General features: G+C 63.5%; 14 protein-coding genes. 6 read left to right on the forward strand and 8 right to left on the reverse strand.

The genetic code is table 11. From position 1 onward, the window contains the following. Nucleotides 1–19: 19 nt before the first annotated feature. The 3 genes from MRUB_RS14230 to MRUB_RS14240 all read right to left on the reverse strand — a co-directional run bounded on the left by MRUB_RS14230 (nt 20) and on the right by MRUB_RS14240 (nt 2,560). Entirely contained in the window at nt 20–934 is a 915-nt protein-coding gene (locus MRUB_RS14230; protein WP_013015074.1) for a metallophosphoesterase family protein, read from the reverse strand. Nucleotides 935–936: 2 nt separating this feature from the next. Next, nucleotides 937–1,155: a hypothetical protein gene (locus MRUB_RS14235; RefSeq protein ID WP_013015075.1), complete on the reverse strand. Its 219-nt coding sequence runs from the start codon at nt 1,153–1,155 to the stop codon at nt 937–939. 73 nt (nt 1,156–1,228) lie between these two features. Further along, a complete protein-coding gene (locus MRUB_RS14240; RefSeq protein ID WP_013015076.1) occupies nt 1,229–2,560 on the reverse strand; it encodes an Ig family protein in 1,332 nt (443 codons plus the stop codon). Nucleotides 2,561–2,634: 74 nt separating this feature from the next. Here MRUB_RS14240 and dcd point away from each other — a divergent pair, with 74 nt between their 5' ends. The 3 genes from dcd (at nt 2,635) to MRUB_RS14255 (ending at nt 4,977) form a co-directional block, all read left to right on the forward strand. Next, entirely contained in the window at nt 2,635–3,183 is a 549-nt protein-coding gene (gene dcd, locus MRUB_RS14245) for a dCTP deaminase (protein ID WP_013015077.1), read from the forward strand. 142 nt (nt 3,184–3,325) lie between these two features. After that, the gene (locus MRUB_RS14250) at nt 3,326–3,874 is read left to right on the forward strand and encodes a peptidylprolyl isomerase (protein ID WP_013015078.1); all 549 of its coding nucleotides are present in this window, start codon (nt 3,326–3,328) and stop codon (nt 3,872–3,874) included. Next, nucleotides 3,871–4,977 carry an ATP phosphoribosyltransferase regulatory subunit gene (locus MRUB_RS14255; protein ID WP_013015079.1) on the forward strand — a complete coding sequence of 369 codons (1,107 nt, stop codon included), beginning with the start codon at nt 3,871–3,873 and terminating at the stop codon, nt 4,975–4,977. Before MRUB_RS14250 ends, MRUB_RS14255 begins: the two co-directional genes overlap by 4 nt. Before the next feature lie 38 nt (nt 4,978–5,015). Here MRUB_RS14255 and MRUB_RS14260 read toward each other — a convergent pair whose 3' ends face one another. Next, nucleotides 5,016–5,705 carry an FAD-dependent oxidoreductase gene (locus tag MRUB_RS14260; RefSeq protein ID WP_152024903.1) on the reverse strand — a complete coding sequence of 230 codons (690 nt, stop codon included), beginning with the start codon at nt 5,703–5,705 and terminating at the stop codon, nt 5,016–5,018. A gap of 157 nt (nt 5,706–5,862) precedes the next feature. On the opposite strand from MRUB_RS14260, the gene MRUB_RS14265 reads away from it, so the two are divergent. The 3 genes from MRUB_RS14265 (at nt 5,863) to MRUB_RS14275 (ending at nt 9,130) form a co-directional block, all read left to right on the forward strand. After that, nucleotides 5,863–6,741 carry a metal ABC transporter substrate-binding protein gene (locus tag MRUB_RS14265; protein ID WP_015586653.1) on the forward strand — a complete coding sequence of 293 codons (879 nt, stop codon included), beginning with the start codon at nt 5,863–5,865 and terminating at the stop codon, nt 6,739–6,741. An 88-nt stretch (nt 6,742–6,829) separates the two neighbouring features. After that, the gene (locus tag MRUB_RS14270) at nt 6,830–7,981 is read left to right on the forward strand and encodes a PQQ-binding-like beta-propeller repeat protein (protein ID WP_013015082.1); all 1,152 of its coding nucleotides are present in this window, start codon (nt 6,830–6,832) and stop codon (nt 7,979–7,981) included. A gap of 78 nt (nt 7,982–8,059) precedes the next feature. Next, nucleotides 8,060–9,130 carry a CobW family GTP-binding protein gene (locus tag MRUB_RS14275; protein WP_013015083.1) on the forward strand — a complete coding sequence of 357 codons (1,071 nt, stop codon included), beginning with the start codon at nt 8,060–8,062 and terminating at the stop codon, nt 9,128–9,130. Here MRUB_RS14275 and speA read toward each other — a convergent pair. The 4 genes from speA to MRUB_RS14295 all read right to left on the reverse strand — a co-directional run bounded on the left by speA (nt 9,127) and on the right by MRUB_RS14295 (nt 14,257). Next, nucleotides 9,127–11,019, reverse strand: coding sequence for a biosynthetic arginine decarboxylase (gene speA / locus MRUB_RS14280; protein ID WP_015586651.1), 1,893 nt, complete (start codon nt 11,017–11,019; stop codon nt 9,127–9,129). The two genes, MRUB_RS14275 and speA, sit on opposite strands and share 4 nt — an antisense overlap. A gap of 153 nt (nt 11,020–11,172) precedes the next feature. Next, complete coding sequence (locus MRUB_RS14285; RefSeq protein ID WP_015586650.1) at nt 11,173–11,502, reverse strand: DUF1905 domain-containing protein; 330 nt, start codon at nt 11,500–11,502, stop codon at nt 11,173–11,175. After that, on the reverse strand, nt 11,481–11,984 hold the full coding sequence (locus MRUB_RS14290; RefSeq protein ID WP_013015086.1) for a DinB family protein: 504 nt from the start codon (nt 11,982–11,984) through the stop codon (nt 11,481–11,483). Before MRUB_RS14290 ends, MRUB_RS14285 begins: the two co-directional genes overlap by 22 nt. 122 nt (nt 11,985–12,106) lie before the next feature. Continuing rightward, a complete protein-coding gene (locus MRUB_RS14295) occupies nt 12,107–14,257 on the reverse strand; it encodes a glutamine synthetase III family protein (RefSeq protein ID WP_013015087.1) in 2,151 nt (716 codons plus the stop codon). Between the last annotated feature and the right edge of the window lie 144 nt (nt 14,258–14,401).

A 14,401-nucleotide genomic window follows, 5' to 3' on the forward strand; every position in this document is an offset into this window, starting at 1 on the left:
GGTCATAGCCTACCGCAGGCTAGGCGAAGCGCTCAGGATGGGCTGCCATGTACAGCCGCCAGGCCTCCCAGTCGCGGGGGAGGGCCTGCGACTCGGCCCAGTACCAGAAAGGCATCAGCAGCGAGCGCGCGGTGCGGGTCTCGTGGTAGAAGATATCGGCGCCCAGGCCGCCTGCTTCCATCAGGCCGGAGTCGTAGTAGGCCTGCAAAGCGGCCTGCAGGTTATAGGGAATCTGGCGGAAATCCACCTGCACGTGGTTCTCCCCTATTTCCACCACCATATACTGGGCCCGCACATCGCCGTTGAAGGGAGCCCCCACCGCCCCGCTGTTGAGCACCAGGGCCTCGCCCAGCTGGTACATAAAAGGACGGTGGGTATGCGAGCCCACCAAAAGCCGGGCCGGGAAGTCCTCGCTGATCTCGGTGAGGGTGCCGAGGGTCTGGTGTTCGTCGTAGCCTTCGCGGTAGTGGCGGGGCGAGCCGTGGGTGGCCCGCACCAGCACCCGCTCGCCCATGCCCTCGGCCTTCTCCAGCCCAAAGGCTCGCCGGGGCGCTTCTCCAATAACCACCTGGAAGGGTAGGTTGCCCAGCCAGTCCAGGTGATCCTGGGATAGCTGGGCCACCGACCAGGCGGTGGGCTCGAACAGGGGGTCGGTGTAGAGGTCGTTGAGCGAGGGATCGCGCTGGGCCCACTTGACCAGCAGGTCGTCGTGGTTGCCCAGGGTAAACCAGAACCCCTCAGGGGCCAGGGCCCGGCCCTCTTTGGAGGAGGAAAGGTTGAGCAAACGCTCCAGCACCTCGCGGTTGGAGGGCCCCCGGTTCACCAGGTCGCCGTTGACGATCACCAGATGGGCCTGTACCTCCTTCAGGTCGGCTAAAACAGCCTCGAGGGCCGGAAGATTGCCGTGGATATCCGAGAGAACCGCAACGCGCATGGTTAGTTGGTCGGTGTAAAGGGATTCTTCTGGATGGTGATGATGCCGGTGACCAGAGCCACGATGGCCAGAAGGCTGACCACGCTGAGGGCCTGCAGGAGCAGCCAGAAAAAGTCGCGCAGCCCCCACAGGGGGGAGGTTCTGGGGGTTTGGCGCAGGGCCAGAAAGCCCGCCAGGGCCACGACCCACAAAAACGCCAGGACAACCAGCGCTCTGCCCACAGTTTATTCAGGATAGCAGCGAAGCTCCGCTTCAAATAGAAGGGGGCTCTCCATCCTCGAGCAAAGTTCGGGGCTACTTACCTTCCGACTGGTCGGGGTTTGGCCCATTCCCAGGGTTGGTGCTGCTCGAGCCCGGCGTACCGCTTCCTGGCTGGGGGTTTCCTGGGGGTGGCGTGGGGGTGGAAGGTGGGGTTGTTGACCCCGCGCCCACGCTGGCCCAGGCGTAAGAAGAACGCAGCAGCTCCAGGTCTTTCTGATCCACCACCCCATCGCCGTTGAGGTCGCCCTCGAGCCTCTGGGCTTGAGGGGACGGCGCAGGCGCGACCTGGCCCTGCGGGGCGTTGGCGGGTTCGGGCTGGGCGGGTTGCGCCTGTTCAGGTGGGGCTTGTCCAGGTTGAGGAGGCGGCGCCTGTCCAGGTTGGGTTGGCGATGCCTGTCCAGGCTGAGGCGGCTGCGCCGGCTCCGACGCCGTTTGATCGGCGGGTGCGGCTGGAGGCGTCTGCTGGGTCGTACCGGCGGCCTGGTTCTCGCTGGCAGGTGCGGTGGGGCTTCCCTGGCTCTGGGGTGGGTTGTTCTCAGAGGTGGGCGGGCTGGCCGGGGTTAGGCGGCGGCCCCAGTTGCGGGCGATGGCCTCGAGGTCGCTGTATCTGTACTGCCCCTGGGTAGCCACCCGTTCGATGGCCTGGGCGTTGCCGGCCAGCTTGCCGTTTTTGTCGTAGAAGGCCACCCGGGTCTCACGGAAGCTGGCCTCGGGCCGAACTTTTTTGTCGGGCAGGGGGGTCGCGGTAAAGCGGAAGGCCTCGAGGTCTTTGCGCGGGCTGGTAAAGACCGCATCAATGTCCACCAGGCCCTTTTCTTCGTCGTAGCGCAGCACGTACAGCAGGCTGGCGTCGGCCTTGAAGCTGTCCAGGGCCAGCTTGAGGTCTTTGAGCGGAATCTGGGCCTGAAAGCCCCGGGCCTCGCGGTCGCGCACCCGGAACAGGTAGGGGAAGGGGTCGGAGACCTCGGCCAGCGGGAAGACCTGATCGAGCCGGGGCGGCGGGGTCTCGCCGATCACCAGGGTGACCTTCTGGGTGCGGTTGGAAAGGTTGGCGTCCTCCACGCTCACCGTAAGCTCGAAGCTGCCTTTTTCCTGGGGCGTGCCGCTGATGCGACCGTTGCTGTAGACCAGCCCCCTGGGCAGGTTGCCCTCGAGGGTGAACCGGTAGGGCCGCACCCCCCCGTCGGCGGTAAGGGTGGTGTTGTAGGGTTCGTCCACATAGCCGGTGTCGAATCGGAGGGTGAGGCGCAGGGGCTGGCGGCTCTGGTTGTTCTGGCTGTCCGAACCGCAGGCTGCGAGCAGAATACCCAGGAAGACCAGCCCTCCCAGCAATAAGACCCTGCCCAATACCGGTCGCTTGCGCATGCCTTAAGTTTAGACCTCCAAATGAACGCTGGTTGTGAAAATGGCCGGGCCGCTGCCCTTGTATAGTGTGGGGCATGAGTGTTAAGCCCGACTGGTGGATTCGCGAAAAGGCCAAACAAGGCATGATTGAGCCGTTCGAAGAGCGGCTGGTGCGCGACGGGGTGATCAGCTATGGGCTCTCGAGCTTCGGCTACGACCTGCGGGCGGCGCGGGAGTGGAAAATTTTTGCCAACGTATTCCACACCATCGCCGACCCCAAGGGCCTCGACCCCAAGAGCTTTGTGGACTACGAGGGCGACGAGGTGATCATCCCGCCCAACTCCTTTGTGCTGGCCCGCAGCATGGAGTACATCCGCATGCCCGATAACGTGCTGGCCATCGCCATTGGCAAAAGCACCTACGCCCGGGTGGGCATCGTAGCCAACATCACCCCCCTGGAGCCGGGCTGGGAGGGGCACGTCACGCTCGAGTTCTCCAACACCACCCCCCTGCCAGCCAAGATGTACGCCGGCGAGGGGGTGGTACAGCTGGTGTTCTTCGAGGGCGAGCGCCCCGAGGTGACCTACCGCGACCGCAAAGGCAAGTACCAGGGCCAGCGGGGCATTACCCTGCCCCGCATCTGAAACCTGGCGCGTTCTCATCCGGGCCGGTAGACTGGGTGGGATGCGCGCCGCTCTGGTAATTGCCGCTCTCCTGGCTCTAGCTATCGCTGCTTTCTTCCTCTGGCAAGGCAGCAGCGGAGCCCAGGGTGGCTTTGGAGGAAAAATGGAAGCCCTGCCTTACAAAACCAATCAGCCGGTGACCCGGTTTGCCAAGCCCGAACAGGTGATTGACCCGACCAAGTTCGACTACTACGCCGAGATCGAGACCAGCAAAGGCCGAATCGGCATCGATTTGTTCGAGAACGAGGCCCCCATCACCGTCAACTCCTTCGTGTTTCTGGCCCTTCATCGCTACTTCGAGGGGGTTGTGTTCCACCGGGTAATTCCGGGGTTTGTGGCCCAGACCGGCGACCCCACCGGCACCGGCATGGGCGGCCCCGGCTACCAGTTTGGCCTCGAGGTCACCCCCAAGCTCAATTACGACAAAAAAGGCCTGCTGGGCATGGCCCGCACCATGGACCCCAACTCCAACGGCAGCCAGTTCTTCATCACCTATGGCCCCACCCCCAACCTTAACCAGCAGTACACCATCTTCGGCCAGGTGGTGGAGGGGATGGAGGTGGTCGAGCGCATCGCCCCCACCGAAGGCCCCCAGGCCAGCCGGGAGCGCGACAAAATCCTCTCGGTGAAGATTTTTGCTAAAAATAAATGATTCCCGAGGGCACCCGCTACTTTTTACCGCCGGAAGCCCGCCTGCGCCGCGAGCTACAAGAGCGTCTGGCCAACCTGCTGTATAGCTGGGGCTACGAGCCGGTGGAGCTGCCCGCGCTCGAGCTCTATGACCCCCAGCACGCCCTGGCCGAGCGGGCCTTCAAGCTGGTGGACAAGACCGGCGAGGTGCTGGCCCTGCGTTCGGAGTTCACCACCGCGGTGGCGGGGCTCTTGCGCAGCAACGGGCGGCTGGCAACCGGCCAGCCGGTGCGCTTGCAGTACGCCGGGAGCCTCTGGCTGCGCGAGGCCAACGCCGAGCTGGGGCGCAGCCGCGAGTTTAGCCAGGTGGGGGCCGAGCTGGTGGGGGTCTCGAGCCCCCGGGCCGACGCCGAGGTGCTCGAGCTGGCCTGGGCGTGTTTGCAGTTGGTGGGCTTTGCCGAAGCCAAGATCGAGGTGGGGCTCCCCGCGCTGGTGCGGGATCTGCTGGACGCCACGGGTCTATCTGGCGAGCAAAAAGAGCGCCTGCGCCAGGCCATCCACCGCAAGAACAGCCCAGAGCTCGAGGCCTTGCTGAAGGAGTATCGGGTACACCCGGGCTTGCAGGATGCCCTGCTGGCCCTGCCCGACCTGTACGGCGGGCGCGAGGTGCTGGCCGAAGCCCGCCGGTTACCCCTATCGGACAAGGCCCAGGCCGACCTGGACTGGCTCGAGGCCGTGCTGGCCCTGCTGCCCGAGGTGCCCTTGCTGCTCGACCTGGGCCGGGCCCGGCTGCTGAACTTCTACACCGGCCTCAACTTCCAGGCCTACACTCCCGATTTTGGCCTGCCCCTGCTGGGTGGGGGCCGCTACGATGGGGCCCTTTTGCCCTACGCAGCGGGCTTTGCCCTGGGCCTGGAGCGGGTCATGGAGGCCTTGCGCCTGCCCTTATCCGAGCCCCCCCCGGAGGTGCTGGCCCTGGATCGAGCCCTGGCCCACCAGCTACGGGCCGAGGGGAAACGGGTAGAACTGGCCTGGACCGATAATCTGCGCGAGCTAAAGGAATACGCCCTGGAAAAGGGCATCGGCTGGCTGGCGGTGGATGGGCGGCTCGAGCCCATCCAGTAGTACCAGACCTGATCATTTCGCTGGCTCAAGACCACCAATCACAACAACGAGGCCAGCCGCATACCCTCTGTGGCCATCTGCGCGTATGTGCCCTGCCCCAGCACGCACAGGCCCACCCCATACAGACCCTCGAGGCGGACTAAGCGCATGTTGCTGGGCTCCCACTCCCCTTCGGCAAACACCGCATACTCCACCCGGTAACCGGGGGTTCCACCCTGCGCGGGCACCTCGGCGCGGTAAGTAGAAAAGGCAAAGCCGAGCTGCTGCAGGTGCTGATACAGATCGGGGTAGGCCACCTCCGAAAGGCGCCCGGCCTCCTCAACTACCTGACCGATGTGCAGCCGGGGGTTCAGGAAGCTGCCCACCGCCAGCACCACCTTGGGGGCGGTTTTTCGCGGCCCCTCCCAGCTTTCAAGGCCCACCACCGCCGGGCCTTCCAACATTAGCCGTGTAACCGAAAGTTGCAGAAGGTGAATTCGTGGATGGTTCTCGAGGCGGTACTTAGCCCGGCTGTGCAGTTCCCAGCCTTTCAAGCCGGCCTCACCCACCTCAGCCAGCAGCGAGCCCTGGGGGAAAGGAGCCTGAATCGGGGTAAAGGGCAGGTAGACCGAGTCCAGGCTGGTGGTGACCAGGCCCACCCTGAGACCCCTGTTGGCCAGGGCATAGGCCGCTTCGGAACCGGCAAACCCCGCGCCCACAATCAGTACGTCGTAGTCCACGGGCCACATCATACGCACCTTTCCACACGGGCGCACACCAGAAGCCTCACCCTTAGGTCATCGCACAAACTCCCCTCGTTCGAGCTCCCATCTGCACTTCCTAATGAAGAACAACCTGTGGTGCGGCTAGTTTAAGATTTTGATAATGCATTATCATATACTGGATATGCAGCGCTGGTTTGCATTTATTGTCCTCAGCGGCCTGGCTTTGGGCCAGCCGCTACAGGTGGCCGCAACCACCACCGTGATAGCCGACCTGGTGCGTGAGGTGGGGGGGCCACGGGTGCGGGTGGTCACGGTAGTGCCAATGGGGGCCGACCCGCACAGCTTCGAGCCCCGGCCTTCCACGGTGCAGGCCCTTGCCCGTGCCAGGGTGCTCTTCGCCAACGGGATGAACCTCGAGGTCTTCCTGGATCGCATCGCCGCCCAGCTTCCCCGCAACGCCCAGGTGGTTCGGCTGGCGGAAGGACTGCCCAACCCCATCTGCTACACCCAGGCCGACCGCGAAGCCCCCGGGGCCCATCTGCACGGCCCCTGCGACCCCCACCTCTGGCTTGACCCCAGCTACGGCCTCGCCTACGCCGAGCGCATCCGCGACGCACTGACCCGCCTCGATCCGGCAGGCCGCAGCCTGTACGAGGCCCGGCTGGCCGACTTCCGGGCTCGAGTACAGGCCGCCGATGCCAAGGTGAGAGCCTGCCTGGCCCGCACCCCACCGGCCAGCCGCAAAGCGGTGGTGCAGCACGATGCCTACCGCTACGCCGGGCGCCACTACGGTATCGAGTTCGTGGGCTCTATCGCCAGCTTCTCAGGCCAGCAGCAGGGCGCACGCGCCCTTGCCAACCTGGCCCTGGCCATGCGCGAGCGCGGGGTGCAGGTAATCTTCACCGAGCCGCAGTTTGCCCAGACCGCAGCCCGGGCCCTGGCCGAGGCCACCGGTGCCCGCGTTTTCACGCTGTATTCCGACACGCTCACCCCCCAGGTGGCCAGCTACCTGGCCCTCATCCAGCACAACGGGCAGACCCTATGCCAGGCCTTCCGCTAGGGCTGGGAGGGAGCAAAGCTTATGCCAGGGGTCTGAATCTTGCAAAGTTTTTGATAATGATATATCAATATTATCTCGGAGGTGGATGATGAACCGCTGGACAAACTGGATGGTAGCAGGCTTCTTGCTGGGCCTGCCCGCGTGGGCAGGGCCGGATGACGCAAAACACCCTGGACGGCTGGTGGTGGCCGATGGCAAGGTGGGGATGCTGCGGGTGATTGACCTCGAGACCGGCGCGGTGGTGGGCTCCTTCTCGGCCCCTGGCCCGGCCAGCGTATACAGCGCCGGCAACGGGATGTATGCCTTCGCTGTGCACCGCGAGCAGAACCGCGTGAGCGTGGTGTATGGAGGCTTGAAGCAGGAAGACCACGGCGACCACCAAGACCTAGTGGTGGAGGCCCCCTATGTGCTCCAGACCTTCACCACCGGCCCCAAACCCACCCATTTCAGCAGCCACGGTGGGATGGCGACCATTTTCAACGACGGCGACGGCACGGTGGCCGTGCTAGATGAAAAGAGCCTGGGCCTCAACCTGCGCATGTTCGAGGTTGCCACCGGTGCACCCGATCACGGCGCACCGCTGGCGGTGGGGGACGTGGTGCTGGCCGGTAGCCTGAACCGGGGGGTGGTGGAGGTGTTCAGCCGGGGCGGGCGGAAGATTACCAGCTTTGGCGCTTGCCCGCGCCTGCACGGTCAGGCCGCGCTGGGCAACCGGATCGCCTATGGGTGCAGCGATGGGGTCTTGTTGCTGGAGCGCCGGGGCAGCGGTTTTGTAAGCCACAAGCTACCCAACCCCGCCAACGCTCCAGCGAACGCGCGGGTCGGCACCCTGGTTAGCCACGCCAAGTACCCCTTCTTTATCGGCAATTTTGGGCAAGGTCTGGTGCGTATAGACAACCAGCTCAGCGTTTATCCCCTGCCCGCCAATCCGGTGCGCTTCGGCTTCGATAAGGACGGGGTGCTGGTGGTGCTCACCGCCGATGGAAGCCTGCACACCCTCGAGGCCCCCACCGGACAGGTGATCAAGAGCCTAAAGATCTCCGAGCCTTTTACCCTCTCCGGCGAAGGCGCGGTTCGTCCGGGCCTGGCCCTGGGTGACGGCATGGCCTTTGTGGCGCTGCCCAATCAGGGTGAGGTGCTCGAGGTCAAGCTTTCCAGCCTGGAAATCCAGCGCCGCTTCAAGGTAGGCGGCACGCCGGGCAGCGTAGCCTGGCTATGGGTGGATGGGGTACGGCACTAAGGTCAAGCATGCCTGACCACCTGCGGGGCTGCACTGCCCCGCATTTAGGTTCTGCTCAAAACGTCGAGGAGATGAACGGTGAGAACCAGTCCGATTCCGGTTGGCGTCCTGGTGGGTTTCCTGGGCGCTGGCAAAACCACCCTGATCAACCATCTGCTCTCAAGCAACCATGGCAAAAAAATAGCGGTGGTGGTGAACGAGTTCGGCGAGGTCAACGTAGACGCCAGGCTGGTGCGCCACACCACCGAGAGGATGGTGGAGCTGTCCAACGGCTGCATCTGCTGCACCCTGCGTGAGGATTTGCTGGACGAACTGCGGGCGCTTTCGCAGATGAACCTGGACTACATCCTGGTCGAGTCCACCGGCATCGGTGAACCCCTGCCCATCGCCCAGACCTTCCATATGGAAGACCTGCCGAGTCGGGTGCGCCTCGACGCCATCATCACCGTGGTGGACGCCGAGGCGTTCTGGGACGACTGGAACCGCAAAGATACGGGAGAAGATGGGGAAGGCAACCCCATAGAGCAGCCCCTGGCTCCCCTGCTGGCCGACCAGCTCGAGTTCACCTCTATCGTGCTGCTCAACAAAGCCGACCGGGTGGACGAGGCCACCCTGACCCAGCTCGAGGGTTTCATCCACGAGCTAAACCCTTACGCGCAGATCTACCGCACGGTGCGGTGCCAGATTGCACCCGAGAAACTTATGCACACCGGCCTCTATAACTACGAGCTGGGCCTGGCCCACCCCGACTGGGAGAGCGAGTGGAACAAGCCCAGCTCGGAGGTCGAGGAGTACGGCTTCGAGAGCTTCGTCTACCGCAGTGAGGTGGGCTTCGATGCCCAGGCTTTCGAGCAGTTTCTAAACGACTGGCCCAAGAACATCGTGCGCGCCAAGGGCTGGGTCAAGTTCCGCAACCATGTGCCGGTCACGCTTTCGCAAGCCGGAAGGCAGATCGTGCTCGAGCCCCTCATGGAGCCGCTGCAGCAGCACGAGCTCGAGGCCCTGCCGCTCGAGGAGCAAACCCGCTACCACCAGGTGCTCGAGGCCCTCAATCAGGAGCCCACCGAGATCGTCTTTATCGGCCAGGGAATACTGAAGCAGCGACGGGCGCTCGAGGATCGCCTCAATGCGTGCATCTGGAAAGCCTAGTCTTCCAGATAGGTGTACCCCACCAGCTCCCGCGCGTACAGCTCCATAAAAGCGCCCTTTTCGGCCGGGGTGAGTTTTTTGGAGGAGCGCACCAGCTTCTCCACCGCCTCGGCCAGCTCGTCGTCCTCGTAGCCCATCTTCTCGATCACCCGCCGGGCTTTTTCACCCAGGATGAAGCGCTCGATCTCGTAGCCGTGCTCATCTACCACCACGTGGGCCTCACCGATGCGGCCAAACAGGTTGTGGTTCATGCCCAGCACGTCCTGGTAGGCCCCGGTCAGGAAGACCCCCAGGTAATAGGGTTCACCGGGGCGAATTTCGTGCACCGGCAGGGTGTTGCGCACGTCGTGGGTGTCGATGAAGCGGTCGATCTTGCCGTCGGAGTCGCAGGTGATGTCCACCAGGGTGGCCTCGCGGGTGGGGCGCTCGTTCAGGCGGGTGAGCGGCACGATGGGGAACATCTGCTTGATGGCCCAGGTATCGGGGAGGCTCTGAAACAGGCTGAAGTTGCAGACCAGTTTGTCGGCCAGCATCTTTTGCAGGTCTTCGAGTTCGTCGGCGGGGTAGTCGAGCTCGAGGGCCAGCTTGAGGGTCTTGCGGGCAATCTGGTAGAACAGGGCCTCGGCCGCGGCCCGGTCGCGCAGGGAGATCAGGCCCAGGTCGTAGAGGTTCTGGACGGTGTCCTTGTTGGCGAAGGCGTCGTGGTAGACCTCGCGGTAGTTCTTGGCCGAGATGCTCCGGGCCAGCTCGAACATGTCCTTCACCACCGGGTGGGCGTCCTTGGGCTGCTCGAGCCGCTCCTCGCCAGGGGGGCGGATGGTATCGATCACCTCGAGCACCAGCACGCTGTGGTAGGCGGTCACGGCCCGGCCCGACTCGGTGACCAGGATGGGGTGAGGCTCCCCGTGTCCATCGCAAATTTCTTTGGTCACGTAGACCAGGTCCTCGGCGTACTCTTCCAGGGTGTAGTTGGCCGAGGCGTAGAAGGCGGTCTTGGAGCCGTCGTAGTCCACCGCCAGCCCCCCGCCCAGGTTGAGGTAGCGCACCGGGGCCCCCAGCTTGCGAAGCTGCACGTAGGTCTGGGCAATCTCCCGCACGGCCTGTTTGATGCGGCGGATATCGGTCACCTGGCTGCCGATGTGCGAGTGCAGCATGGCGATGGTGCCCAGCAGGCCGGCCTCGGCTAGCATATCCACCGCTTTGATGATCTCAGGGGTGGTGAAGCCAAACTTGGCCGCCTCGCCCCCCGACTCCTCCCAGGCCCCCGAGCCTTTGGTCTTGAGCTTGTAGCGGATGCCAATCTGTGGCTCCACCCCGATTTCTTTGGCGATGCGGATCACCCGCCCCAGCTCGGCAAACTTCTCGAGGGTCACCACCACGTTCCTGCCCAGCTTTTTGCCCATCAAGGCCAGCCGGATAAAGTCGTCGTCTTTGAAGCCGTTGCAGGCGATGATGGACTCGGGGTGCAGATCCTGGGCCAGAATCAGGGCCAGCTCGGCTTTGGAGCCAGCCTCGAGGCCGTAAGCAAAGGGCTTCCCCGCTCTGGCCACCGTCTCCACCACCATGCGCCGCTGGTTGACCTTGACCGGGAACAGCCCCTGGTAGCTGGCGTTGTAGTGGTACTTTTTGATGGCCCGCCGGAAGGCCTCGTTGAGCGCCACCACCCGCGCTTCTAAAATCTGTGGGAAGCGCAGCATCACCGGCAGCGGGCGTCCTTCGTCGCGCAGGTCTTGCACGATCTCAAAAAGCGAAGCGCTGGGGCCCTCCGCCCCCTCGGGCGTGACCTCGAGCTCGCCATCCTCCCCTACCCGAAAAAACCCCGCCGCCCAATGGGGGACGAGGTAGGTTTCTTCGGCATCCTTGGCAGTGTAGCGTTTGAGCTTCTCCAACTTGAATCCGGGTCTCCTCGCACAGGCTACGGACGGAATGTCTGGGGGCATTCACCGTGCGCTGTCCAGAACAGAGTGTAGGGCATTTTGCCCCAGGATGCTATAGCAAAACACCATTCATCAAGGAATCCGTTCTGCTCCACACGAGAGCCTTTATTGCTTATCTGCCGGGCCCAGACCCACCTCGAGCCACACCTGCACGACCTGCCCCACCTCGAGGCCCTCGGCCCGGCGCACCGCATCTTTGAGCGGGAGAACATACCGGCCCTCCTTAGGCCAGAGCGCCGTCTTCCAGACCGTCCGGCCGATGCGAACCTTTGCCGGAATCATGCCCCAGCCGTAGGTCAGGAGCCGCTCGGCGCTTTTGATGGCCCGGCTCTCTACCTCGGGCACGGTCACGAAGTAAAAGGGCGCCGGGCCGCGCCACTCCCAGATTTCACCGCTGAACTCGAAGCCCATGGCTACCAGACCTCCGTGCGCCACAGGCTCCAGATGGCCTGCTCTTCCAGCACCTCCGGCATCACATAGCCCGTCCGCTTCAGGGCCAGCTTGATCTGCCCGACGTGGTAGCCCTCGTGCCAGAGCATGTGCTGAAGGAACAGCACCGGGTGGTCGTAGCGGGCGTGCGCCCCCTCCATCGGCTGACCGGCCTCGAGGCGATGCTTCACCGCCTTGCAAATAGCTCGAGCGCTCTCCTCAAACGCTGGCTCGATGCCTTCGGCCGACCTGTCGTCAGGGTCTTGATAAAAGAGCGGAAGCAAGCCCTCTGCAAACTCAGGGGCGACCTGCTGCAACCAGAACAGCCGGGTGTTCTGGATATGCGCAAACTGCTCCCCCACCGACGGGCTCCCTTCCATGGCCCTGGCCTCCAGGCCCCCTTCTGGCAGAGCCCGCAGCAGGTTGAGCAGGATGGTGTTGTTGCGCTGAAAGGAGTCCAGCAGGGCTTCCGAAACCGAATTGCGCATGGATATACCTCTTTCGTAACACGATTAGCAAATACGATAATAACATATCGGCCCCAAACCCTCGTCGGAGCACAAAAACACCCCCAGGCCCGGGGGTGTTTGGAGGCAGAAGAAGCCGATGCCTACTTCACGAACAGCATCTCGCGGTAGCTGGGCAGGGGCCAGTATTTGTCGGCCAGGATGCGCTCGAGGGCGTCGGCGGCCTTGCGCACCTCGGCCATAGCGGGCAGCACGTTGTCGCGCATGTGGTGGGCTTTCTCGTGCACCTCGTCACCACCCAGCTCGGCGTTTTGGGCCTTGAGCTTCTCCAGGGCATCCGACAGCGCGTCGGTGGCCTCCACCACCTGCTTGATGGTGCGCTCAACCGCCCGCGACTTGACCTCAATCTCCGAGAGTTCGGCCAGGTAGCTCAGGGCCCCGGGCAGAATCTGGGTCTGGGCCACCCACTCGGTGGTTTCCCCTTCGATGTTGACCTGCTTGAAGTAGATGTCGTACATGATCTCCTGGCGGGCGTGAATCTCGCGCTCGTTGAGCACCCCCAGGCGGGTAAACAGCTTGATGTTCTTCTCGTCGGTAAAGCGCTCGATGGCGTCAATAGCCGTGCGCAGGTTCAACAGCCCCCGCTTGGCGGCCTCTTTGTGCCAGGCCGCCGAGTAACCGTCGCCGTTGAACACAATGCGCTTGTGCTGGACGTAGGTCTCCTTGATGGTCTCCAGCACGGCCTGCTCGAAGCGCATCTTTTTCTTCATCTTGGACTCGAGCAAGTCCACCAGGGCATCAATGGCGTCGGCCACGATGGTGTTGAGCACCGTGATGGGGAAGGAGATGCTCTGTGAAGAACCCACCGCGCGGAACTCAAACTTGTTGCCGGTAAAGGCGAAGGGCGAGGTGCGGTTGCGGTCGCCGGCGTGCTTGGGCAGGGGGGGTAGCACGGGCGTGCCGAGCTCGAGCACCCCAGCTTTTTTGCTCGAGCCACCCTTGCCGTTGGCCAGGCGCTCAAAGATATCGGTGAGCTGGTCGCCCAGGAAGATGGACATGATGGCTGGGGGGGCTTCGTTGGCGCCCAAGCGGTGGTCGTTGGAGGCCGAGGCCACACTAATGCGCAGCAGATCCTGGTGCAGATCCACCGCCTTGATCACCGCCGCACAGAAAAACAGGAATTGCAGGTTTTCGTGCGGGGTGTCGCCGGGCTCCAGCAGGTTGATGCCGGTGTCGGTGCTCATGCTCCAGTTGCAGTGCTTGCCCGAGCCGTTGATGCCGGCGAAGGGCTTTTCGTGCAGCAGGGCCACCAAACCGTAACGGCGGGCGGTGTTCTTAAGCACCTGCATGATGAGCTGCTGGTGATCGGCGGCAATGTTGGAGGGCTCGAAGATGGGGGCAATCTCGTACTGGCCGGGGGCCACCTCGTTGTGGCGGGTCTTGACCGGGATGCCCAGGGCGTAGAGCTGGTTTTCCACATCGGTCATGAAGGAGAGCACCCGGTCGGGAATGGAGCCGAAGTAGTGATCCTCGAGCTCCTGCCCGCGCGGGGGCTTGGCCCCAAACAGGGTGCGCCCGGTCATGACCAGGTCGGGGCGGCGGAAGTAGAACTCCTCGTCAATCAGGAAGTACTCCTGCTCCGCCCCCAGGGTGGAGGAAACCTTGCTGGCCTCCACTCCAAAGTACTTGAGGGCCCGCTGGGCGCTTTTGTTCAGGGCCTCAATGGAGCGCAGCAGGGGGGTTTTGAGGTCGAGGGCCTCCCCCGTCCAGCTAGCAAAAGCGGTGGGGATGCACAGGGTGGCGCCGTTGGAGTGGCGCATGATAAAGGCCGGCGAGGTGGGATCCCAGGCGGTGTAGCCCCGGGCCTCGAAGGTCGCCCGCAGGCCCCCCGAGGGGAACGAAGAGGCGTCCGGCTCGGCCTGGATGAGCTCTTTCCCACTAAACGAGGCGATCACTTTGCCGTCGGAGATCGGGACAAAAAAGCTGTCGTGCTTCTCGGCGGTATAGCCGGTGAGGGGGTGGAACCAGTGGGTGTAATGGGTGGCCCCTTTTTCCAGGGCCCATTTTTTCATGGCCAGGGCGATGGTATCGGCGATGCTGGGGTCGAGCGGGGCCCCTTTCTCGATGGTGGCCTGCAGCGACTTCCAAACTGGCTTGGAGACCAGCTCGCGCAACTCGTCCATATCCAGCACATCGCTGGCAAACACCTGGCCGGCGATATCGCTGGAAACCTGCCGAACGTCCTTAAACCGCCAATTGCGGGCCGCCGAAACAACGTCAAAATCGTGGGTCATAGGGTCTCCTGGGGGGTGGTGCTGGTTGGCGCACATTTAGATGTTATGTGTATCTAAATGGGCCGATTATCCAGCACCACTTGGAACAACACAATGGCATAAATCCACAAAAATCAACACCATGTTCGCCAATAAATTGCAAAA

Source organism: Meiothermus ruber DSM 1279 (assembly GCF_000024425.1).
Classification (GTDB): domain Bacteria; phylum Deinococcota; class Deinococci; order Deinococcales; family Thermaceae; genus Meiothermus; species Meiothermus ruber.